This window comes from Candidatus Microthrix parvicella Bio17-1, assembly GCF_000299415.1.
GTDB classification, from domain to species: Bacteria; Actinomycetota; Acidimicrobiia; order Acidimicrobiales; family Microtrichaceae; genus Microthrix; species Microthrix parvicella.
In genome coordinates this window covers 989,460-1,012,240 of the sequence record NZ_AMPG01000001.1, presented here as the reverse complement: position 1 = coordinate 1,012,240, position 22,781 = coordinate 989,460, and the positions used below count along the sequence as shown (strand labels likewise).

The 22,781-nt window shown below is 66.8% G+C and carries 14 protein-coding genes; 11 read left to right on the top strand and 3 right to left on the bottom strand.

The window, feature by feature from the left end; all coding sequences use genetic code 11:
* The first annotated feature begins 140 nt into the window (after nucleotides 1-140).
* The 6 genes from MPARV_RS0104935 (at nucleotide 141) to MPARV_RS0104905 (ending at nucleotide 12,904) form a co-directional block, all read left to right on the top strand.
* Complete coding sequence (locus tag MPARV_RS0104935) at nucleotides 141-2,510, top strand: MMPL family transporter (protein ID WP_020377454.1); 2,370 nt, start codon at nucleotides 141-143, stop codon at nucleotides 2,508-2,510.
* Nucleotides 2,511-2,635: 125 nt separating this feature from the next.
* The gene (locus tag MPARV_RS22240; RefSeq protein ID WP_020377453.1) at nucleotides 2,636-4,150 is read left to right on the top strand and encodes a DUF2786 domain-containing protein; all 1,515 of its coding nucleotides are present in this window, start codon (nucleotides 2,636-2,638) and stop codon (nucleotides 4,148-4,150) included.
* Nucleotides 4,151-4,300: 150 nt separating this feature from the next.
* Nucleotides 4,301-5,908 (top strand): TIGR02677 family protein, encoded by a 1,608-nt coding sequence (locus MPARV_RS0104920; protein WP_012224534.1) that lies wholly within the window; start codon nucleotides 4,301-4,303, stop codon nucleotides 5,906-5,908.
* A complete protein-coding gene (locus tag MPARV_RS0104915; RefSeq protein ID WP_020377452.1) occupies nucleotides 5,905-7,236 on the top strand; it encodes a TIGR02678 family protein in 1,332 nt (443 codons plus the stop codon). The genes MPARV_RS0104920 and MPARV_RS0104915 overlap by 4 nt, the downstream gene beginning before the upstream one ends.
* Nucleotides 7,233-11,612 carry a TIGR02680 family protein gene (locus MPARV_RS0104910; protein ID WP_020377451.1) on the top strand — a complete coding sequence of 1,460 codons (4,380 nt, stop codon included), beginning with the start codon at nucleotides 7,233-7,235 and terminating at the stop codon, nucleotides 11,610-11,612. Before MPARV_RS0104915 ends, MPARV_RS0104910 begins: the two co-directional genes overlap by 4 nt.
* Complete coding sequence (locus tag MPARV_RS0104905; RefSeq protein ID WP_020377450.1) at nucleotides 11,609-12,904, top strand: TIGR02679 family protein; 1,296 nt, start codon at nucleotides 11,609-11,611, stop codon at nucleotides 12,902-12,904. The genes MPARV_RS0104910 and MPARV_RS0104905 overlap by 4 nt, the downstream gene beginning before the upstream one ends.
* 335 nt (nucleotides 12,905-13,239) lie before the next feature.
* Here the strand turns inward: MPARV_RS0104905 and MPARV_RS0104900 are convergent, their stop codons facing one another.
* The gene (locus tag MPARV_RS0104900; RefSeq protein ID WP_157789462.1) at nucleotides 13,240-14,034 is read right to left on the bottom strand and encodes a hypothetical protein; all 795 of its coding nucleotides are present in this window, start codon (nucleotides 14,032-14,034) and stop codon (nucleotides 13,240-13,242) included.
* Between the two features lie 241 nt (nucleotides 14,035-14,275).
* Between MPARV_RS0104900 and MPARV_RS0104895 the strand changes: the two genes are divergently transcribed.
* The 3 genes from MPARV_RS0104895 (at nucleotide 14,276) to MPARV_RS0104885 (ending at nucleotide 19,668) form a co-directional block, all read left to right on the top strand.
* Nucleotides 14,276-15,769, top strand: a complete 1,494-nt coding sequence (locus MPARV_RS0104895; protein WP_020377448.1) for an amidase — start codon at nucleotides 14,276-14,278, stop codon at nucleotides 15,767-15,769.
* Nucleotides 15,770-15,967: 198 nt separating this feature from the next.
* A complete protein-coding gene (locus MPARV_RS0104890) occupies nucleotides 15,968-17,698 on the top strand; it encodes an ABC transporter ATP-binding protein (RefSeq protein ID WP_012224544.1) in 1,731 nt (576 codons plus the stop codon).
* Entirely contained in the window at nucleotides 17,695-19,668 is a 1,974-nt protein-coding gene (locus tag MPARV_RS0104885) for an ABC transporter ATP-binding protein (RefSeq protein ID WP_012224545.1), read from the top strand. The genes MPARV_RS0104890 and MPARV_RS0104885 overlap by 4 nt, the downstream gene beginning before the upstream one ends.
* A gap of 70 nt (nucleotides 19,669-19,738) precedes the next feature.
* Here the strand turns inward: MPARV_RS0104885 and MPARV_RS0104880 are convergent, their stop codons facing one another.
* Both MPARV_RS0104880 and MPARV_RS22235 read right to left on the bottom strand, forming a co-directional pair.
* Nucleotides 19,739-20,881, bottom strand: a complete 1,143-nt coding sequence (locus MPARV_RS0104880) for a DUF1214 domain-containing protein (RefSeq protein WP_020377447.1) — start codon at nucleotides 20,879-20,881, stop codon at nucleotides 19,739-19,741.
* Nucleotides 20,882-21,050: 169 nt separating this feature from the next.
* The gene (locus tag MPARV_RS22235; protein WP_020377446.1) at nucleotides 21,051-21,731 is read right to left on the bottom strand and encodes a dienelactone hydrolase family protein; all 681 of its coding nucleotides are present in this window, start codon (nucleotides 21,729-21,731) and stop codon (nucleotides 21,051-21,053) included.
* A 51-nt stretch (nucleotides 21,732-21,782) separates the two neighbouring features.
* On the opposite strand from MPARV_RS22235, the gene MPARV_RS25785 reads away from it, so the two are divergent.
* Entirely contained in the window at nucleotides 21,783-21,914 is a 132-nt protein-coding gene (locus MPARV_RS25785) for a hypothetical protein (RefSeq protein ID WP_274517201.1), read from the top strand.
* Between the two features lie 13 nt (nucleotides 21,915-21,927).
* Nucleotides 21,928-22,779 carry an SDR family NAD(P)-dependent oxidoreductase gene (locus MPARV_RS0104860; RefSeq protein WP_040055455.1) on the top strand — a complete coding sequence of 284 codons (852 nt, stop codon included), beginning with the start codon at nucleotides 21,928-21,930 and terminating at the stop codon, nucleotides 22,777-22,779.
* Nucleotides 22,780-22,781: the final 2 nt, after the last annotated feature.

The window sequence follows — 22,781 nt, the reverse complement described above, 5'->3', positions numbered from 1 at the left end:
GCCGGTTTGGTGTCAATGGTCACGTTGGGTGTTGCCGGCTCGTGATCTACGGGGCTGATTGCTAGTTTTCGTACACTGTCCGATCGGCGCCGCCTCTTGCCGTGCCCGCTTGGACGAAGCCGATCTGGGAGCCCCCACGCATGTTTCGACGCCTCGCCAACTGGTGCCACGACCGACGCCGCCTCGTGCTCGGTTTGTGGTTCCTCGTCCTCGTTGGAGGCGGTGCCCTGTCGGGCGCCGTCGGCACCGACTTTCGTTCCGAGTTCAACCTGCCCAACGTCGAGAGCCGCCGGGGTCTCGACCTCCTTCAGGACGACTTCGGCGACGGTGCTGGGGGACAGGGCGGCACGATCGTGTTCCAGTCGGATCGTCCGGTGACGGACCCGGCAGTGAAGGAGCCGATGACGGAGCTGTTTGAGCAGGTGGCCAAACTGCCCGACGTCGAAGCCGTCGTCAGCCCCTACAGCGAAGCGGGTGCGCGGCAGATCTCTCCCCTCGGCGATCAGGCGGGCAAGATCGCCTATGCCGATGTGAAGTTGTCCGACGACATCGATCAGGCAAGCGGGCTGAAGGTCAGCAAGGCGATCGACAAGGCCATTCCGGAGATCGATGGCGTGCACGTCGAGCTGGGCGGGCAGGTGTTTGCCGAGTTTGAGAGCCCCTCGTCGGAAATCCTGGGCTTGGCATTCGCCATCGTGATTCTGATTCTTGCGTTCGGTTCGGTGCTGGCCATGGGGCTGCCGGTGGGTGTCTCGCTGTTCGGCATTGGCGTGGGCAGCATTGCGGTGGCGTTGCTGAGCAACCTGTTTTCCGTTCCGGACTTCGCCACCGTGCTCGGCGTGATGATCGGGTTGGGCGTCGGCATCGACTACGCGCTGTTCATCGTCACCCGCTACCGGGAACAGCTGCATGCGGGCCATGACGTGCGGGACTCCATTGCCATCGCCATCGACACCGCGGGGCGTGCCGTCGTGTTCGCCGGCACCACCGTGGTCATCTCGCTGATGGGCATGTTGATCATGGGCGTCAGCTTCGTGACCGGCCTGGCCGTCGGGGCGGCGTCGGTCGTGACCGTCACCATCGTGGCATCGATCACGCTGCTGCCCGCCCTGCTGGGCTTCGCCGGCAACCGGATTGAGCTCACCAGGTGGCGTGGTCTGATCGCCGCCGGCATCGCCGCCATCGGTCTCGTTCTGGCGGGCCTCAAGATCGTGCCGATCTATCTCACCCTGCCACTGGCAGCCGTGGTGCTGATCGCCGGGTTCTTCGTTGGGCCCCTCAAAGCCGAGGTGCCCATGCGGCGCCAGAAGCCCATCCGGGAGACATTCGCCTACAAGTGGAGCCGCATCGTTCAGCGTCACCCGTGGTGGTCGGTGCTCATCGGCGCCGGCGTGCTGATCGTCATGGCGCTGCCCGTGACCGGCCTTCGGCTGGGGTTTTCCGACGAGGGCAACTTCCCCGCGACCAGCACCACCCGGAAGGCCTATGACCTCTTGGCGGATGGGTTTGGCCCCGGGTTCAACGGTCCAATGTTGATGGTGGCCGAGTTGCCCAATGGGTATAACCCAAAGATGTTGGAGCCCATTCAGGCTGCGGTTCAGGCCGACCCGGGCGTGGTGTTCGCCTCACCGGCTCAGCCCAACAACACCAAGGACCCGTCCAAGGCCACGGCAGTTCAATGGTTCGTCATTCCCAACAGTTCGCCGCAGGATGAGGCAACCACCAACACGGTGAAGCGCCTGCGGTCCGAGGTGCTTCCTCAGGTCGAGAAGGCCGCGAACGTGGACGTGGCACTCACCGGCTCGGTGCCGATCCAGATCGACTTCTCCGACTACCTGGCATCTCGGTTGCCGTACTTCTTTGCGGCCGTGCTTGCGCTGTCGTTCCTGTTGCTGATGGCCGTGTTCCGATCGCTGCTGGTTCCGCTGAAGGCGGTGATCATGAACCTGCTGTCGATCGGCGCCGCCTACGGCCTGGTGGTGGCGTTGTTCCAGTGGGGTTGGCTGAGCGGCATCACCGGCGTGGAGACGGCACCGATCGAGCCGTTCATCCCGATGATGCTTTTCGCCATCGTGTTCGGCCTGTCGATGGACTACGAAGTGTTCCTGTTGTCCCGGGTGCGGGAGGAATGGCACCGCACCGGCGACAGCCACACCTCGGTGGCCGACGGCCTGGCCGCCACCGCCAAGGTCATCACCGCAGCCGCCGCCATCATGGTGTTCGTGTTTGGCAGCTTCCTGCTGGAGAACGACCGCATCATCAAACTGTTCGGGGTCGGCCTGGCATCGGCCATTTTGCTGGACGCCACCGTCGTTCGCATGTTGCTGGTGCCCGCCACCATGGAGTTGCTTGGCGATAAGAACTGGTGGCTGCCAAAGTGGCTCGACCGACTGCTGCCCAACATCGACGTTGAGGGCGCCTTGGACGACGACGAATCACGCGACGACACAGGTGCCGACGGCTCTACTCAGGCGTCGAAGTGCGGCGAGACCCCGGAACTCGTCGGCTGAGGTCGCGCTGTTTCCCGAACGTCAGCGAAATCGTTGGGGAGTTGTTCGATTGGTGGCGCGGCGGGATCCCCGCGTCGCGGCGGCCACCGTCGAGGCCTGTCACAGGGGTTCGTTACCGTGCTCGTATGGGAAAGAACAGCAAGGCAAGGCGGGCGGCCAAAGCCAGGTCAAAGACCCAAGCGAAGTCGAAGGCGCGAGAGAAGGCCAAACGACGCGAGCGGCCCAGCGGCGGTAGCCGGCCCAGCGGCGGTAGCCGACCTGGGGGCCACGGCGGTCGAGGCGGCGCCAGGCCGGGTGATGGTCCTAACCCGTTCGGGGAGCCGTTTCGGGAGGACCCCGAGGGCTGGGCCCACAACCTGTTGGAGGAGGCGGCCTGGCTTCGGTATCAGAACTCCAACGGGATCGACCACAGCGAAGGGCACCAGGCGTCCATACTCAACGATCTGAGGAGTGTGTCGGTCGAGGTGCTGGCCCAGGCGGGGGAGCGTGCGATTCTCCGTCGCCTTGGGCAGATCTGGGACGGTGGTTGGCAACCCGCAGAGTTGCTTCGCCAGGCTCGGCTGAACGGCAAACGTGCGACCACGGGTCGGCTGGTGGGCCAGGCCATCGCCAACGACGATGTCCGTCGGCGAGCGACCACGCTCGATTCGCGATGGATCGCCCAAACCGAGGCGATGGGCCTGCCCGACGCCGATGGGAAGTCCGGGTGGATCCGCAGGTTTGCTCTGATGGAGGGCCTGGATGCCGCCGAGGTGCGTGATCTGCTCATCGACGTCCTGGCCGTGATGTACTTGCCCAAGGTGGAGACGCTGATTCCACCACCCGGTTCCAAGGGTGCGGCTCCATCAGGCAGGTCGATACGTGACCCGGCTTCGGCTGACCGCGACCCGATGTTGGAGCGCATCAGGGCGCTCCTGGCCAAGGCGGAGTCGACCGACTTCGAGGAGGAGGCCATGGCCTTCACCGCTAAGGCCCAAGAGCTGATCACCCGCCACGCCATCGACTCCGCCCTGCTCGACGACGCTGGAGGCACGGGCGGCGAGGAGCCGGGCATCATCAGGGTTCCGCTCGATCCACCCTATTGGGATGCGAAGGGCCTCATGCTGCAGATCGTGGCCGAGCGGACACGTTGCCGGGCGCTGATGATGACCGGGCTTAACATGTCCCGCGTCGTCGGATATCCATCCGACCTTGAGGCGGTCGAGATGCTGTTTACCTCCTTGCTGATTCAGGCGCAGACCTCGCTGGCCCAAGCGGGAAGGTCGGCGCCGCCCGGCACCCGAACCCGGAGCACCTCGTACCGAGCGTCGTTCCTGGTGGCCTACGCCGGTCGCATCGGCGAACGACTCGCCGAGATCAACGCAGCCGTAGCGTCCGAGGTCGCCGAGACTCAGGGCGGCGGGTTTCTTCCGGTGCTCCGGGCACGTGAGGACACCATCGACGAGTTCATGGCCGAGCACTATGGCGACTCCTCCAAGGCGAGGATTCGCGGTGGCTACGACTCGGCGGCGTCTGCACATGGCCGCATGGCGGCCGACTCGGCGAAGCTCAACTTCGGCGACGTGGAGGGCGACGGATCACCTGGCCCGAGCGGCGCCGCGCCGCCGCACGCCCTCAGCCGCGAATCGTCAGGCAGCTGAAACATCATCCAGCTCCAACGACGGAAGCTCGTCGACGATCCTGTCGGCGGTCAGGCCGCCTGCAACCATGTTGACGGCCTTGGGGGCGCCGGTAAGGTTGCATCAGGTCCGGTGGGAAGGGTGTGCGGCGCCTGGGATACCGTCGCGTCGATGAATCCTCTGGACAGCGTCCCGTCGGCGGGGGAGGCGCAGCCCTCCGCCAAGGCCACGACCGGCGCTGATCACCGGCAGGCCGAGGCATCGCCGATGCCGGACCAAGGCCCCGGTGCGCTGCACCTTCGGGTGCTCGATGGTGAGGAACGTAACAAGCTGAGGGTGCTGAAAGCCGCCACGGAGACCAACGCACCGATCTACCTGGCGATCCTGGCGGTGTTCGTCGCCGCCCGGGAGCGCTACGAGGTCGAGATCCGCACCGAGCGCATCGCGGCCGAACTCACCGGGGCGGGTATCGACGTCGAAGGGCTGGACCCGGCCCTGGAGCAGCTGCGCGACTGGGGCAACCTCACCTTGACCCAGGACACGGTCCGGGTCTCCCGCCTGGAGGACTTCCGACGGCGCCGGTCACTGTGGCAGCTGACCGCAGCCGGTCAGGCCTCCCACGAGGCGGTGCTTGCCGTGCTCGGGGCATCCGACCAGGGCGGCTCGCTGCAGCGAACACTGTTCCGGGACATCCGCGACAACCTTGCCCTGCTGGCCGACGCGATCGACCGCGCCGATGCCGAGCAGGTGTACCTGCGCCTGCGCGACCTGGACGGGTCGCTTCGGGAACTGGCCGCCAACGCCCGCGACTTCCACGCTGCCGTGGCCCAGCTGCGGCGGGAACACGACGTGGACCCAGCCAGGTTTCTGGTCTACAAGGACCTGCTGATCGACTACCTCGAGCAGTTCCTCGATCACCTGATGACCCAACGTGGTTTGGTGGCCCGGGGCGTCGAGGCGGTCAACGAACGGGGCATCGAACGGTTGGGTGAGTTGGCGGCGGCGGGTGACGACTCTGCTGGATTGTTTGACACCGGCGACCGGGCCGCGCTGTGGCGTAATCGCTGGACCGGCCTGTCGGACTGGTTCGTGTCGGTCGGTGATCGACCCTCCGGGGCTGATGACCTGACCGCGGCCACCACGACCGCCATCCGCGAGCTGCTTGCCCTGTTGCGGCAGGTCACCGAAAGCGCCCGGCGATCGATCACTCGGGCATCCGAGCTGCTGGTGCTGGCCCGCTGGTTCCGGCGCATCGACGACCGGGCCGCCGCCGAACTGTTCGATGCCGCTTTCGGCCTGGGGCGGCCGCTGCATCTCAGCGATGGCGAGACCGACGACGAGTCCGTCGCCGCATCGGACTCGTGGTGGGATGCGCCGCCGGTGAACGTGCCGGTGACGCTGCGCGAACACGGGCGCCGCCCCTCGCCCGGTCGCCCGGCACAGGCCACCGACTACGCGTTGACCAAGGCGCAGTTGATGGCCGAGCATCGGGCGGCCCAGTCGGCCCGGGCCGAGGCGGCCGCGCGGCTGTGCGCCCGACCGGTGGAAGGGCGGGTGTTGTCTGACGCCGAGGCGACCATCTTGTTCGAACTGCTCGACCGGGCCGCTCACCTGCGTTCGGTCGGCGACGAGCCGGGCAGTGACGACCCGGTGCGTGTCGAGGGCGCCCAGGCGACATTTCGATGCGACCCCGACGGCATGGTCATACAGACCCGCCGAGGATCCCTCACCATCGGCGAGCATCGCCTGCACATCGAGTCGGTCGGAGCGACACCGTGAGCGATGCGACGGGCCTGATCGCTCCCTTCGGCGGGACGACGGCCGGACCGCGGGCGGCGGTGCAGATCGACGCCGGCGAACTGGAGGACTTCCAGCGCACCGCCCGCCTGCTGCTCGGCCATCCGTTGGTCACTCCAACCTGGCCAAACCCCAGGGCGTTGACGACGGTGCGCCGCTGGGAGGTGCCGCTGCGCAACGAGTTCTCGCGGGTGCTCGGCTTCCGTCTCGATGTCGGTCGCAGCTCGGCCCGCCTCTATCGGCGGGCGGCCACCACCTCGGTTCACCGGGGGCCCTTCACCCGTACCCTCCGTCCGCTGGGTCACGTCGCGTGTTCGTTCCTGTGTCTGGTGCTGGCGGCGCTGGAGGAGCTGGGCGACCAGACCACTGCGTCCCGCCTGGCCGACGCCGTGCTGCGGTTGCGCTCGGGCGACGACGCGTTGCCGGTTGACCTCACCGTCTACACACAACGGAGAGCGTTCGTCGACGCGGTCACGTGGCTGGAGGACCGCGGCGTGCTCGGCCTGCGCGACGGAGGCGCCGACCAGTGGCTGGATCACGATGCCGAGGGTGATGCGCTCTATGACGTGGACCGGGACTGTGTGTCCCGGCTGCTGGTCAGCTCGCCGAGCGTGCTGCGGGGCGTTGGGGAGGCCGCCGACTTTCTGGTGGAACCCACCGCGCCCGGCACGGAGGATCGGCCCCAGGCGCTGCGCCACCGGCTGGCCCGTCGACTGGTCGAGGGCCCGGTGATGTCGTACATCGACCTCGGACCGGAGGAGCTGGCTTACGTGCGCGAGCGACGGACCCGTCTGGTCCGCGACCTGGAGCAGCTCACCGGCTGTCACGTCGAGTCCCGGGCTGAGGGCATGAGCCTGGTGGACGCCCAGATCGAGCCGATCACCGAGTCGAAGCACCGCTTCCCCGGCGGGGGAACGCTCACCCAGGCTGCGTTGTTGTGGGGTGCCGCGTTGGTCGACCTGGCGGCAACCGGCGAGGAGGTCGCCGCCGAGATGGTCCGGGACCCGGAGGTTCGGCCCGCCGTGGCGGCCGAACGATGGGTGGGCGATGCTGCCGGCGAGCAGGCCTGGGAGGACATCGTCGAGGAGTACCGATCGAGGTTCTCGTCGGACTACCGCGAGTCGCCCGACAAGCTGCGACGAGAGGTGAGGGAGTTGCTGGGCCGCTTTGGCCTGCTGGGTGTCGAGGACGACAGGCTGAGGGTGCACGCGGCGCTGGCCCGCTATCGCCCCGACACCGAGGCGGAGATCGGCGTGGCCGCCAGGCAGAACACGTTGACGTCACAGTTGTTTGGAGACGATCACTCGTGAGCGAGACGGGCACCGACCACCAGGCAAACTCCGATGAGGTGGCCGATCGGTGGCGGCCACACCGGGCGGGCGTCCGCAACGTGTGGGAGTACGACGACCAGGTGTTCAGCTTTGCCGACGGACGCCTGATCCTCCGGGGCCCCAACGGCTCGGGCAAGTCCAATGCGCTCGCCCTGCTCTTTCCCTTCCTGGTGGAGGGGGTGATGAGTGCCGACGCCATGGACCCATTCGCCGGCGGTCGCTCGATGCGGTCGTTGCTGTTGGGGGTGCTGCGGGATGACGATGCAGGGTCGCGCAAGTTCCGTCACGAGCAGCGGCTGGGCTACGTGTGGATGGAGTTCGAGCGGACCGCCTCGGGCAATGGAGCGACGCCCGAACACCTCACCATCGGCTGCGGCGCCCGAGCCACCGCGGCGTCCACCAACACCGCGTCGTGGTTCTTCGTAACCGACCAGCGGGTCGGCCTCGACTTCGAGTTGGCGCCCGACGGGTCGCCCCTCACCCGGGGCCGCCTGCGGGACGAGTTGGGTAACGCCGCCGTATTCGACACCGCCGAGACCTATCGGGCTGCGGTCGATCGTGCGCTGCTGGGTCTGGGGGCGGACCGCCACCAGAAGCTCACCACCCTGATCCGAGTGCTGCGCCGTCCGCAGCTGGCCGGAAAGCTCGATCTTCGCCTCTTGTCGGAGGTGCTTTCCGGCGGCCTGCCGTCGCTGGACGATCGGGTGCTCGATGACGTGGCCCAGAGCCTGGACGACCTCGAGGCCACCCAGCGCGACCTGGCCGACCTGAAGGTCACCCGGTCCATCGTTGACGCATTCGTGCCCGTCTACGTCGCCTACCTCGGGGGTGAGGCGCTGGGCCGATCGGCGGCGGTGATCGACGCCGCCCAGGTGCTGCGCCGGGCCAACCGCACGGTGGTCGACGCCGAGGCCGAGGCGACGCGCCTCGACGGTGCGATCGCCGAGAACGAGTCCAAACGCCGGGGCGCGGCACTGGAGCGATCGGCTGCCGACGGCCGCCGCAGCGCCGTGCTGGAGTCACCCGCCTACCGGGATGCCAGCAGCCTGGTTGAGGTGGAGGGATCGGTGGGCCGTGCTGCGAAGGTCGAGCGCAACGCCGCCGAGCAGCGCGACGCCTGCGCCGGGCGTGCGGAGGCGGCTCAATCCGCAGCGTCGACGGCCGCCGAGCGGGCCGCCGAGTCGCTGTCTGGAGCCGAGGCTGCGCTCACCGAGGTCGAGGACGCTGCCGATGCCGCCGATATCGCCTGGACGCTCACCCGAGACGAGGCCCGCCGTCCCGACCGCCTGGAGCCCGGTGCGCGGGTGGCCGAGCGGGCGCGCCGAGACGACCTCAAAGTGGTGCGCGCAGCGCTTGTGCAGCGGAACGAGGCGGCCCGGGACCACGCTCGAGCCGAGGAGGCCGCTTCCCAGGCGTTGCGCGCCGTCGACGAGGCCGATGTCGCCGTAGCCGAGGCGGAGACGTCCACCCGGCAGCGGCGCACCGAGCTGAGCGAGTCGGTCGAGCGGTGGGTGGCAGGTGCGCCCTGGTTGGCCGAGGTCGTCGATGCGGCGGCGGAGCGGGAAGCACGTGACCCGGCGTCGGTCGACGCACAACCTGTCGACACGGCGGAGGTTCGCGAACGACTGGCCGCGGCCGTCGGTACGGTTGGGGAGTCAGGTGCACCGTCGCTCTCGGCTGCCTTCAGGGAAGCCACCGACCCGGCTCGCGTTGGACTCATCGAGCGCCGCAGCGCCAGCAAGGGCCACATCGATACCCTCACGGCCGCCGTCGGTTCGCTGGAGACCCAACGAGACGAGGTGGCATCGGAGACCGACCCGGGTCCGGCACCACCAACCTGGCGCACCGAACGCGAGCCGGGGCGTCCTGGCGCACCACTGTGGCGATGCTGTGATTGGGCACCGGGTGTCGACGACCACGACCGGGCTCAATTGGAGGCGGCGCTGGACGCCTCCGGGCTGTTGGACGCATGGATTGAGCCTGATGGGGACGAGCCCGCCACAAGGACATCCGAAGGGTCGGCCGACTCCTGGTTCGCCTCGCTCAGCGACGCCGAACCCGGAGACCCCACCGGTCTGGCCTCGGTTCTGGTGCCGTCGGTGCCCGAGGGGTCGGGCCTCGACGAGCAGGTCGTCGCCCGGGTGTTGGCGTCGATTGAACTGACCGACCACGGCGCCATCAACAGCGGCCCAAGGCGCGGGGCATCAGGGGTCAGCGCCGGCGGGCGGTTCGCCCTGGGCCCGCTGCGGGGCCGGGCCACCAAACCCGAGCCCGAATACGTGGGGGCCACCGCCCGAGCCGAGCGTCGCCGTCGTCGCCTGGCCGAACTCGACGCCCTGATCGTCGCCGCCGCCGAGGCGGTCGAAGTCGAGATTGCGGTGTTCCAGACCCTGGAAGCCGCACTGGTCGCGCTGAGGGCGGCGTCCTCAACACTGCCGTCGGAGGACGGACTGTTGAGGTCGTTGAACGCCGAACGCAGCGCCCGATCCCACGCCGAGGCCCGCCGCGAGGTGGCCGAGCGGGCAGAGGAGGCCGAGTCGGTTGCCGCCGGGTCTGCCGCAGCGGCCGAGTCCGACCTTCAGTCGACGGCCGCCCGGCACCGACTGGTGGGTGACGACGCCTCGCTCGATCGTGTGACCGAGTTGGTCGATCGATATGCGGGCGCCGTCCGGAGCGCTCTCACTATCCGCCGGACCGCCGAGAGCGATGCCGAGCGGGCCGATCAGGATGCCGAACGGGCGGCCGAGGCGACACAGTTGCTGTCCAACGCCGAGCGGGACCTGGCCGCGGCAGCGGAGGAACACTCGACGCTGGCCTCCCGGGCAGCGACCCTGCGCGAGCGCCTGGGTGACGACGCCGAGGCGCCATTGGAGGCGCTGAAGCGGGCTCAGGCCGACCTGGACGAGATCGAGGTGCGCTTCGACGTGTTATGGGAGGCGCTTGGCGAGCTGCAGACCTCGCGGGGGCGCGCCGGCGAGGCCGCCGACCAGGCGCGGGCAGCGGTCGCCCGTCACGAGGCCACGCTGACCGCGCGTTCGGAGCGGCTGCCGGTGCTTCGCCGTCGCGACCTGTTGGCGCTGTTGCTGCCGGACCACTTCCCGGCCGACGCCCCGGCGCCCGATCCTTCGGAGACCCGGCAGGGCGACGGCGACGCGGCGCCGTCCATCGAGGCCGATGCCGGGTCTTCCGCCCGTCCCGACCACAGCGTTGACGCGTCCCGGGGGCCGGAAGCCCACGTGGTGCCCTCGGAAGAACTGCCGGTCGACGCGGTGGCGTTCGCCCGGTGGCTCAACGGACGCCTCGACGGTGTCGCCCCGACACCGCAGCAGCGGGAGCAGAACATCGCGGCGCTGGATCGGGCTCAGAAGAAGGTGATCGACGAGCTGCATCACGGCTACGACGCCGCGTTCCCACACGACGACGACCTGGTGACCGTCGAAATCAACTCGGACGCCGGCATGGTGTCGCTCGCTGATCTCACCGCCGAACTGGCCCGTCAGGACGCAGCCCTCCAGAGCTACCTCACCGAGGGCGACCGGGAGGTGTTCGAACGGTTCCTGCTCAACCAGGTGTCCCACCAGTTGCGACGCCTGCTGACCGACGCCGACGAGTTCGTGGCCGGTGTCAACCAGGCACTGGCGGACGTTCGCACCACCAGTCGCCTTGGCGTGGACCTGGGTTGGGAGCTCAACACCGACGATCCCGGTATCCGCCAGGCGGTCAAGTTGTTGCGTCACGATACCGAGCAGATGGGGGAGGATGAGCGCCAGGCGCTGCGGTCGTTCTTCGAGCGGGTGATCCGCGCTCAACGGGCGGAGGACCCGACCGCCGGGTACCGGGCGGCGCTGGAGAAGGCGCTCGACTACCGGGCCTGGCACGAATTCCGGCCGTATCTCCGAACCGCCGACAACAAGCGGGTGAAGCTGACCCGCAACCAGTACCGCCAGCTCTCCGGCGGCGAGCAGGCGATGGCGCTGCACCAGCCGCTGTTTGCGGCGGCGGCCGCCCACTATGACCGTGCCGATCCCACCGCTCCCCGCATGATCGCCCTCGACGAGGCCTTCGCAGGTATCGATGAGGAGATGCGGGGCAAGCTGATGGGGCTGACGGTGGCCTTTGACCTGGACGTCATCCTCACCGGCCACGAGCTGTGGGGTGCCTACGGTGAGGTTCCGTCGGTGGCGGTGCACGACCTGCTGCGCCGCCCACCCGCCGAGGGGGTCAGCGTCGTTTCATTGCGTTGGGACGGTCACGAGCTGATCGAGGACGACGAGCTGGCGGGCACCGCCACCGAGTCGCTGTTGCAGGTGGCACCTGACGAGGGCCTGTTCGCATTCGATCCCGACGGAACGTGAGCGACGAACGTCGCGTCGCCGCCCGGGCTGCACTGCGGGGAGCCGAGTTCGGGCCGCTGTGGGTCAAGGCCCGGCGTCGGCTGGAACGCAACGGCCTCAGTCTGGAGGGCACCCCGCTGCGCCTCGATGGTTTGAATCCCGCCCAGCGACCGGCCATCGCCGGGCTACTCGGCACGTCGGCGGCAGGCGACAAGCCACTCTCGGTCCGGCTTGAGAACCTCGATGGTCGGCTGCGTCGGGGCGCCGCCGCCGTCGGCCTCGTTGAATGGCTGGAGGCTCTCGACGGCCCGATCCGCAATCGACCGGCCGAACGCGCCGGCGCACAGGCCGAACGGGAGACGTCCTGGTCGAGGACCGAGGCCCACCCGATGCTGGTCGAACGGGGCGAGCTTCGGGCGTGGATTGCCGAAGTCCGTCGGAGTGGGGCGGCCACCCGCATGGCCGGATCGGTTTCCGCCGGTGCCGAGCTGGCGAGCCGGGTACTCGACGTGGTGGCGGTCCTCCCAGCCAGTCACATCACGCTGGCCCAACTTGGGGCGCAGCTCACCGGTGACGCCCACGCGCTCGATCGGGACCGTGCTCTGGGCCGCCTGGTCGATTCTGCGCTCCGGGCGATGTCCGCGGTGGCCGACGAGGAGTCTGATACTGGGACCCGGGGAGAGGTGACCAGCGTCGGCGGGGCCAACGACTGGCGCCGGCGTTGGGCCCGCCAAGGTGTGATCTGCGATGACCTGTCGGTGAGCACGCTCGTTCTCAACCTGCCGACCTCGGGTACCGACCTGATTGCTGCAGTGCTCAGCGACCACGCGTCGTGTGGTGAGCCCGTCCGGCTCACGCTCCGTCAGCTGGCAGAGGCCGAACTGGGGATCAAGAAGGGAACGCTGGTTCGCATCTGCGAGAACCCGTCGGTCGTCGCACACGCCGCCACCACGCTGGAGGGTGACTCGGCGCCCTTGGTGTGCGTCGAGGGTCAGCCAAACACCGCCGTGCTGAGGTTGTTGGATCTGCTGACCGCCGACGGGGCGGTGTTCGCCTACCACGGCGACTTCGACTGGGGCGGGCTGCGCATCGCCAAGGCCATCATCGATCGTTACGACGTCAATCCGTGGCGCTTCGGTGTGGACGACTACCTTGCCGCTGCGCCATCGGGCACCTTGACGCTGGGTCCACCCGCCACTGGGGTCGCCGCGCCTTGGTCTCCAGGACTTGTTGAGGCGATGACCGCCCACAACGTCGCCATCCATGAGGAGCAGGTGCTCGACCACCTGCTCGCTGATCTGACCACCAGGTAGGCGAGCAGGCTACGAAAAGAATCTACCGGTCACATATGACCATGGGGTTTGGAGGTAGTTGCGAGGGTGCGTCACGATACTTGGCGCAATCGGGCTTGCCAGAAGTGCTGTTGATGCGGTCTGGTCAAGCAACTGCTCGTTTCGCGGCAGCGCTTCTTCTGCTGTGACCCGCCATACGATCATTGCGAGCAGTGCCGGCCAGCTGATGGATGCGAATACCCGGGTGCCGTCGAGCGTGGTGATGGTTACCAGGGCGGGCAATCCAATGAGTCCTATCGAGACCAGGCCCACACCGAGCCGATCCTGGCTTATTCCCCATAGGCACAGGATGACGGCTATCCATGCCAAACCGAACCAGCCGAAAATGCCCGTGGTCCCCATTGTGATGTTATTTCTGAGCGAATCCGAGAGAACCCAAGAAAGATCCCACTCCTGGTTGTCACTTCCACGCCGCTGGCCGTAAACCACAGTGAGATTGCAATACGGGCAACAACCAGTCCAAAAAGGGCAGCGGATAGTCGAAGGACCATCATCTTCCACTCGGACTGTCGACCTTCACCCCGAAGCTTGGCGAGGAGCACGAACCCAAGCGAGAGCAGCGCCACCACCCCTTGTTCGGCATTGGAGGCGCCAAGCACCAAGCCGCCGACCACTGCGGTTGGGAGGCCTGAACCCAGCCCCAGCAGCGCGCCACCCAGCAGCATCCACAGGTCGTAGAGCCCAATCCATTGAAGGTTTGCGGCGGGCGCCGACGAGAGCGAGAGCCATGTCAGGGCCACCCGCCAGCTCCGTTGAGTGAGCTTCTGCCGGAGAAGAAGGACCACCGCTGCAAAGACCAGAAGGAGGAGTACGCCGTGAAGGGCCAACCACTGAGCCTTTGTTGTTATCCCGAGCACCCGACCAATTGCCGGACTGATGATTGACCATGAGAAGGAACCGGTGGTCGGGGTGGGAAAGGTTTTGACCACCCCTACCGGGACAGCATTGTTGCCCGAAAACCCGACCCGAAGAAAGAAAAAGAACGCCACGGTCAAAAGAAAAAGCGCCGTGCCCGAGCGCACGAAGAGCCAGCTCCGGAAACGATCGAGTGGGTTCAATGTGGGGGGAGGTGAACTGCTTTGAACTTCCATGATTGAATCGGATTGTAACCCGGTGAGCGAGCGTCGTGCGTGGCTCGTTGGCTGATTCTGAGGGTGACTCATGGAGTGATGGAAATCACCTGGGTGAATGGGTGAGTATGGATCAGCGCCACTTCGGATTTCGTTGGTGCCGCCCGAAGAGTCACCTGAGCGACATGGTTGCACCCGGTGGTTCTATGGTCAGCAGTGGTGCCGGCGCCCACGCGTCGGTGGGCACAAGAGGGGGAACACCATGAGCTCGGACGTCGACCGGCTGCTGGACGAGCATGACGCCACCGGGGTGGCAAATGCCGTTCGCTCTGGCGAGGTCGATGCGACCGAGGTGGTGGTGGCGGCGATCTCCCGTGCCCAGGAGCGGAACCCGGCGCTCAACGCGTTCGTCTCCACCCGCTTCGACCAGGCACTCGATGAGGCCGAAGCTGTGAATCGAGCTGCGCCGTTCGCCGGGGTGCCGTTCGTGGTGAAGGACCTTGCGGTCCAAGTGGCCGGGCTGCCGCACACCAGAGGCTCGCGGCTGTTCGCCGACGACGTTGCCGACGCCGACTCGGAGTTGGTGCGACGGTACCGGGCGGCCGGCCTGATCATCCTCGGCACCACCAACACGCCCGAACTGGGACGCAACGCCTCCACCGAGCCCTTGCTCAACGGACCCACCCGCAACCCGCATGGGCTCGACCATTCCACCGGCGGGTCGTCGGGGGGTACCGCCGCAGCGGTGGCATCCGGGATCGTGCCGGTGGGCCACGGCAATGATGGGGGTGGGTCCATCCGCATCCCGGCCTCCGCCTGCGGGCTGTTCGGTTTGAAGCCGTCCCGAGGCCGGGTCAGCGGACATCCGGACTACGCGCTGGTGGCGTACCCGATGGGTGTCCACCACGTGCTCTCCCGCTCGGTTCGAGACTCCGCCGCCCTGCTGGACCTCACCGCCGGACCAATGCCCGGCGATGCCTATGAGATCGCGCCACCGCAGCGACCGTGGATCGACGCGGTCGGTGCCGACCCTGGCCGGCTGCGTATCGCCATGGCGCTCAGCCCTGCTGATGGCACCGAAGCCCATCCTGAGTGCGTGGCGGCGGTCGAGTCGGCGGCGGCGGCGCTTGGCGATCTGGGCCACGAGGTGGTGGAGGCGGACCCGCCGTGGACCAGCGACCTGATCTTGGAGGTGTTGAGTGGCTTGATGGGCGCGCCGATGGCCGTTGAGATCGATGCGCGCCTGGCCGAACTGGGCCGTGATCTCGTCGACGACGATCTCGAGCCGTTCACCCGGTTCCTCTATGACTCGGCCCTTCATGCCTCGGCCAGGGACATCGTGTCGGCGATGGTCGGCCTGGAGGCACTTGGCCGCGCCATGGGTGAGTTCCTCACCACCTACGACCTGCTCCTGACCCCCACGCTCCCACAGCCAATGCCACCGTTGGGCTACCTCGACACCACCAATATCGTGGCGATGTTTGAGCGGGCCGCCACCTCGTCGGCGTTGACGAGCCCGTTCAACATCACCGGCCAACCGGCGGTGTCGCTGCCGCTGGCCACCGGTTCCAACGGGATCCCCATCGGTGTGCAACTTGCTGCGGCGTTTGGGCGGGAGGACCGGTTGTTTTCCGTGTCGGCACAGGTGGAGGCTGCTCATCCTTGGTCGATCGCGCCTGTGTGGCCCGCCCGATCTGAGGCCGGGTGGCCGTCCTATGTCGAGTCGCACGCCCACCGAACGATGCACGAGGCCTGACCGGACCGGGGCCGGCGGGGTCGAGCCCAATCAACCCAAGGTGGCAGTTGTGTCAGTTGGGAATACAATCGTCCGACGGTTGTTGACACCTCGGGCGGTCGGCGGCGTCGACCGCCCCGACCCGTCCAGCCTGAAGCCTCCGACACGAGCCGCTCGTCCGAGTCGCCCCCGCCCCCTCCAGATGTAGGTAACGCTCCCTTGCTCATCAAACTGCTGAGAAACCACCTGGGCCCCTTCAAGTGGCTGCTGGTGGGCATCGTCTTCTTCCAGTTCCTCCAGACGTTGGGCACGCTGTTTCTGCCCACGTTGAACGCCGACATCATCGATAAGGGCATTGCCAACCAGGACACTCCTTACATCTGGCGGATGGGCGGCGTGATGCTGGTCATCACCTTGTTTCAGGTGTGTTTTGCGGCGGTTGCCGTGTACTTCAGCGCCAAGATGTCCATGGGCTTCGGCCGTGACGTGCGAGCCGACCTCTTCCAGAAGGTCACCGGCTTTTCCACCCAGGAGGTAGGGCAGATTGGTGCGCCGTCGCTGATCACACGGGTCACCAACGACGTGCAGCAGGTGCAGATGGTGTTGCTGATGGCCGCCACGCTGATGGTGGCTGCGCCGATCATGGCCATCGGCGGCATCATCCTGGCGCTGCGACAGGACGCCGGCCTCTCCGCCTTGTTGTTGGTGAGCGTTCCCGCCCTGGTGATCGGCGTCGGACTGGTGCTCGTCCGGTTGGTGCCCCAGTTTCGGGCGATGCAGGAGCGCCTGGACGTGGTCAACGGAGTGCTGCGGGAACAGTTGATGGGCATACGGGTGGTGCGGGCGTTCGTGAGGGAGCCGTTCGAGGGCCTGCGCTTCGGTGGCGCCAACGCAGATCTCACCGAGACCTCGCTGAAGGCCGGCCAGTACATGGCCTTCATGTTCCCGTTCGTCATGGTGGTGCTCAACCTGTCCAGCGTGGGGGCGGTGTGGCTGGGCGGAAGCCGCATCGGTGCCGGCGACCTGCAGGTGGGACAGCTGATCGCGTTCCTGTCATATCTGATCCAGATCCTCATGTCGGTGATGATGGCCACGTTTATGGCGGTCATGGTGCCCCGGGCGGCGGTGAGCGCGGATCGCATCCAGGAGGTGCTCGACACCCCGTCGTCGATCGCCATACCCGACCAGCCGGTTGAAGCGCTCGGTCGCCGGGGCTCTCTCGAACTGCGCAACGTCGGATTCGGCTACCCCGGCGCCGACTCGCCGGTTCTCGAGGGCATCACCCTCAACGCCTCACCGGGCCAGACCACCGCCATCATCGGCAGCACCGGGTCGGGCAAGACCACGCTGCTCAACCTGATCCCCCGCTTCTACGATGCCACCGAGGGCGAGGTGCTCGTCGATGGTGAGAACGTCCGCGAGATCGTCCCCGAGCTGTTGTGGAGCCGCATCGGCATGGTGCCCCAGAAGCCCTATCTGTTCTCGGGAACCGTCGCCTCCAACCTTCGCTTCGGCGATGCCGACGCCACCGACGACCAGTTGTGGGAGGCCCTCGAGGTGGCCCAGGCAAAGGACTTCGTGTCCGAGATGGACGGCGGACTCGACGCCCGCATCGCCCAGGGAGGCTCCAACGTGTCGGGCGGTCAGCGTCAACGTCTGGCCATCGCCCGTGCCCTGGTGCGCAAGCCCGGCATCTACCTGTTTGACGACTCGTTCTCTGCGCTCGACCTGGCCACCGACGCCCACCTTCGTGCGGCGCTGGTGCCCTGGACTCGGGATGCCACGGTGATCGTGGTCGGTCAGCGGGTGTCGTCCATCCGATCGGCCGATCAGATCCTGGTGCTGGAGGACGGCCATCAAGTGGGACTGGGCACCCACGAGCAACTGATCGAAACGTGTCCCACCTACCTGGAGATCGTCGAATCCCAGCGGGTGGAGGAGCCGGCATGAGCGACCCAACCAGCAACGACCGGCCAACCAACGACCGGCCAACCAACGGCAGGAACCCCAACGCGCATCTGGCGGATTTGGAGAGCGACGCCGAAACGGGTTCGGCCGCCGACGCGAAAAAGGTGGCTGCCGACGCCCGAGCGTCTGCGACCCAGGGCCCCAATCGGGCGGCTGCAGCGGGCATGCCGGCGGAGAAGCCCCAGGATCTGGCCGGGTCGGTGAAGCGGCTGGCCGGGCTGATGGGCCCGGAACGAATCGGCGCAATCATGGTGGTGCTACTGGCGATCGTCAGCGTCACGCTGACGGTGATCGGCCCGAAGGTGTTGGGGCGGGCCACCGACGTGATCTTCTCGGGCATCGGCTCCAAGGGCGGGATCGACTACACGCGACTGCACAACACCCTGTTGTTGGCCGTTGGGTTGTATCTGGTGGCGTGGATCCTCTCGTACGGGCAGAACTACCTGCTCGCCGGAGTGGTGCAACGGACGATGTCGCGTATCCGCACCGATGTTGAGGAGAAGATCAACCGATTGCCCCTGAGCTATGTCGACCGGCAGCCCCGCGGTGACCTACTCAGCCGGGTCACCAACGACATCGACAACGTGGCCCAGAGCCTTCAGCAGACCCTGGGCCAGATGCTGACCTCGCTGTTCACCATCGTCGGCGTGATGGTGATGATGTTCATCATCTCCCCGCTTCTGGCGCTGGTTGCGTTGATCACGATCCCCAGCGCACTCTTTCTCACCAAGTTCATTGCGTCACGGTCGAAGACCAAGTTCATCGCCCAGTGGAAGCACACGGGCACGTTGAATGCTCAGGTGGAGGAGTCCTTCACCGGTCACGCATTGGTGAAGGTGTTCGGCCGCCAGGCTGAAGCCGAGGAGAAATTCAACGAGGTCAACGAGGAGCTGTATGAGGCCAGCTTCGGTGCCCAGTTCATCTCGGGGATCATCCAGCCGGCGATGATGTTCCTCGGCAACCTCAACTTTGTGGCCATCGCGGTGATCGGCGGGTTGCGGGTGGCGTCGGGTGCGTTGTCGCTGGGTGACGTGCAGGCATTCATCCAGTACTCGCGGCAGTTCACTCAGCCGCTCACCCAGGTTGCGGCGATGGCGAACGTGTTCCAGTCGGGTGTGGCATCGATCGAGCGGGTGTTCGCGTTGCTCGACGTGGACGAGGAGTCTCCCGACGCGGTCGTGCCTGCCGAGATCGAGGGCACGGTAGAGGGCCGGGTGGAGTTCGCCGACGTGTCGTTCTCGTACGATCCGGACCGTCCTCTGATCCGGGACCTCTCGCTGGTTGCCGAGCCGGGCGAGACGGTGGCGATTGTGGGGCCGACGGGTGCCGGCAAGACCACGCTGGTCAACCTGTTGATGCGGTTCTACGACATTGATTCGGGCACGATCACGATCGACGGGGTCGACGTTTCGGAGATGACCCGTCATCACCTGCGGGCGTCGATGGGCATGGTGCTCCAGGACACGTGGCTGTTTGGCGGCACCATCCGCGAGAACATCGCCTACGGCAACCTCGAGGCGTCCGAGGAGGAGATCATGTCGGCCGCGAAGGCCACCTACGTCGACCGGTTCGTCCGCACCCTGCCCGACGGGTACGACACGGTGATCGACGACGAGGGCGGCAACGTTTCGGCGGGCGAGAAGCAGTTGCTGACCATTGCCCGTGCGTTCCTCGCGAAACCGGCGATTCTGATTTTGGATGAGGCGACGTCGTCGGTCGATACCCGCACCGAGGTGCTGATTCAGCATGCGATGGCGGCGCTGCGGACGAACCGCACCTCCTTTGTGATTGCGCACCGCCTGTCGACGATCCGCGATGCGGACATCATCCTGGTGATGGATGACGGCCACATCGTCGAGCAGGGCAACCACGACGAGCTGCTGGCCGCCGGCGGTGCCTATGCCACGCTGTACAACGCCCAGTTCGCCGGTGCCGCCCGCGAGGTCGTGTAGGTCGACGAATGCGCTGTGGCTGTGGCCGGTACCCAGCTTGAGCGGTCATGAGCGATCAAATATTTCGCCCTCACCGCCCGCCGTCGTCCCTACCGTCGAGCTTGGTCGTTGCCAATACTGCCAAAGGTTCGGAGTCCCCGCTCCTCCGGTTTGTGCCGACGACGTAAGTGGCCTCGGAGAGCTCCGACTCGCCAAGCAGTACCCGATACGCGACCTGGCCCTTGCGATACCCGCGTAACGGGATCCAGTTGGCGAGGCCCGGGTTGCTCTCCGAGACGACGACGGTCACTTTGCCGTCTTCGTCGACCTCGGCCGTGGCGCTGTTGATCGACGCCGGGGTGGAGCGCTGCTCCAACGACTCGAACCACGGGGTGGACACCACGACCGACCAGAACCGGCACGCCGGCGGCCTGAATGTGATCTCAAGCTGGTCGTCGGTTTCGAGCGTGAACCGACACCCCTGATAGGCGATGTCAGGCGTCGGGTAGAACAGCGACACCAGGTCGTCGGGAACCTCGACATCCTGTTCTGCCTGAACACTCGATCCCTGCGGGAAGGCCATCAACCCGTAGAGGGCGGCATCGGCGCGGGCCTGGCTGAGTATCCAGTCGGCGGCGGCATCGATGCCGGCCGTCAGATCGTCTGGGTTCGGGAGTCCGTCGGTGATGTCGCCGTCGGTTCGTTCGATCGTGATCGTCGACGCTCGATGGTTGCGGGGGTCGGAGAAGTACTCGCGCACCATGATCCAGAACGACCGATCGTCAAGAAGGAGGCCCTGGGGGTCATCCGGGTCGACGTCGGACCCGACCTTGATCTCGAACCGTCCGTCGACCGACTCCAACCTGGTGTCGATCACGCTCGACACCGCTCTCACCGGGCCGCCCGGCTCGTCCCGTGCATAGACGACCACGCCGATGTAGACGGCATTGCCGGGCTGGATCGTCAGGGCGTAGGTATGGTCCGGTGACACCGGGACCGTGGTGTAAATCGTGTCCGGGCTGTCGCCAAGGAACTTGCGGGTGGGCGACATCCACACGGTCGGCAGCGGCCGGGCCGGGTCGGCCCGCTCGACGTACAGCTCAAGACCAGCCGAGCAGAGCCGCAGCAGGTGTCGATGAGCGTCGGCCTCCTCCTGCGCGCTGTCGAAGGGCCCCATCTCCTCGAGCGCTTCTCCCACATGGTCCAACAGGCGGCGCATCGCATCAGCGGTCATGCGCGGCAGGGTATCCAACGGCCGCTTCGTCTCAAGCCGTCCGGAGCGCGATCAGCGCTGCGGCGTCGGCGAGGCCGTTGATTCCCCGGTGGGCGATCAGCGCTGCGGCGTCGGCGAGGCCGTTGATTCCCCGGTGGGCGAGCATTGGTGCGATCAGGCGCTGTGATCATCAAGGCTGGGCGTCCGCCGCCCGGTTGGTGATGAACGACTCCGAGGTGGTGATCATCTCGTCCGACCAATCGTTGTGCTCCCCTTCCCAAAACGTTAGCTGCTTGCCGGCGGCGTGAATTGCGTGGAAAAGGCGATGCACGCCGGGGACCGGAAAGATGTGATCGTTGGTCGTGTTCAGCATCAGCACCGACGCGTGCTGGAGGTGTGAGGCGCTGTCGGTGAGCAGATCGTTCAGCGGCTCGTCGTCGATGCCACCCCCGTCGGGGTATCCAGACACGACGAACACGGCGGCCCTGATCGAGGGCATGGCAGCCACCGTGGGGAAGCCGAACAGGGCACCCATCGAGAAGCCGACGTAGGCGACGGGAGCCCCGATCTCGTGTAAGGCATGGGCAGTCGTCTGCCAATCACGAACCATCTGTGGGCTGTTCGTTGAGTGCCACTGGCGAGGGAGCGATCCGGGAACGGCATCCTTCGCCTTTCGTTCCCCGTGGGCGATGGCGTCGATACACGCCACGGCAAGTCCGGTTGCCTCGGCATACCGCCTGCACAGGCGAACGAAACGAGTGCCATCCTTGCTGTATCCGCCGCCGTGCCCCAGCAGGAGCAAGCCGGTTGCGCCCTCCGGCCGGCACAGCCTGGCGGGGACCCCGCCGTTCTCGATGCGTTCCTCGTGCACAACGTGAGGGTAGGCGAGACCATGACCACCCTGGCTGGCTACGCTCGGCCCGTGAGCCCACAGATCACCATCAACCTGCCTGATGCGCCGTTGATCCGGGTGGACGCCTTGGCTATCGCCTCGATCGCCTCGATCGCCTCGATCGCCTCGATCGCGGAAGAGCCGTGGGACCCGTGGTGGTAGTGAGGTGCGCGTGGTGAACCAACGATTCTTGGGGCGGCGAGCAATCGTGACCGGGGCGAGCCGGGGGATCGGCGCCGGGGTGGCGGAACGGTTGGCTGCAGAAGGTGCGGCGGTGGCGCTGGTCGCTCGAACCGTCGAGCAGCATGATCGCCTGAGCGGCAGCTTGCAGGAGACGGCCGACCGTTTGGCCGGCTACAGCGTGAGCGTGGCGCTGGTGCCGGTGGATCTGTCCGATCCCGAAGCTCGGGCGCAGGTGATCGAGAAGGCGTCCGAGCGGCTGGATGGACCGATCGACATCCTGGTGAACAACGCGGCTGCGGCGATGTATGGCGAGGTCGCCGACATGCCGCTGAAACGGCGCCGGTTGTTGTTCGAGTTGAACGTGCACGCACCGTTGGATCTGGCGCAGGCGGCGATTCCGGCGATGCGGGCGGAGCGGGAGGGCTGGATCGTCAACGTGTCGAGCGCGACGGCCAGGCCGTGGGCCGGACCCCCGTTCACTCTTGGCACACAGGGTGCGACAACCACCGCCTACGGGGCATCGAAGGCGGCACTCAACCGCATGACCAATGGACTCGCCGCCGAACTGCACGGCACCGGCATCCGGGTGAATACCATCGAGCCTCGTGGGGCGGTGCTGACCGAGGGTGCCGAAGCGTTGATGGGCGGGAAACTTCGGCCCGATCAGATGGAGACCTTGGAGCAGATGGTGGAGGCCGTTGTGGCACTCTGCGACTGTCCCGCCGAGGTGACGGGTGCGTCTATGGTCAGCCTTGACCTGCTCGATGAGTGGGGGGTCGAGGTTCGGGGGCTCGACGGCACCGTGCTGGAGAGCATGGGGCCCGGCAAGGACACCCGCGAGTAACA

What these genes read in the sequence shown, in the direction of transcription:
- MPARV_RS22240 (WP_020377453.1), top strand. Translation starts at nt 2,636, where the DNA reads ATGGGAAAGAACAGCAAGGCAAGGCGGGCGGCCAAAGCCAGGTCAAAG.
- MPARV_RS0104935 (WP_020377454.1), top strand. Translation starts at nt 141, where the DNA reads ATGTTTCGACGCCTCGCCAACTGGTGCCACGACCGACGCCGCCTCGTG.
- MPARV_RS0104880 (WP_020377447.1), bottom strand. Translation starts at nt 20,881, where the DNA reads ATGACCGCTGATGCGATGCGCCGCCTGTTGGACCATGTGGGAGAAGCG.
- MPARV_RS0104900 (WP_157789462.1), bottom strand. Translation starts at nt 14,034, where the DNA reads ATGGAAGTTCAAAGCAGTTCACCTCCCCCCACATTGAACCCACTCGAT.
- MPARV_RS0104920 (WP_012224534.1), top strand. Translation starts at nt 4,301, where the DNA reads ATGAATCCTCTGGACAGCGTCCCGTCGGCGGGGGAGGCGCAGCCCTCC.
- MPARV_RS0104885 (WP_012224545.1), top strand. Translation starts at nt 17,695, where the DNA reads ATGAGCGACCCAACCAGCAACGACCGGCCAACCAACGACCGGCCAACC.
- MPARV_RS0104895 (WP_020377448.1), top strand. Translation starts at nt 14,276, where the DNA reads ATGAGCTCGGACGTCGACCGGCTGCTGGACGAGCATGACGCCACCGGG.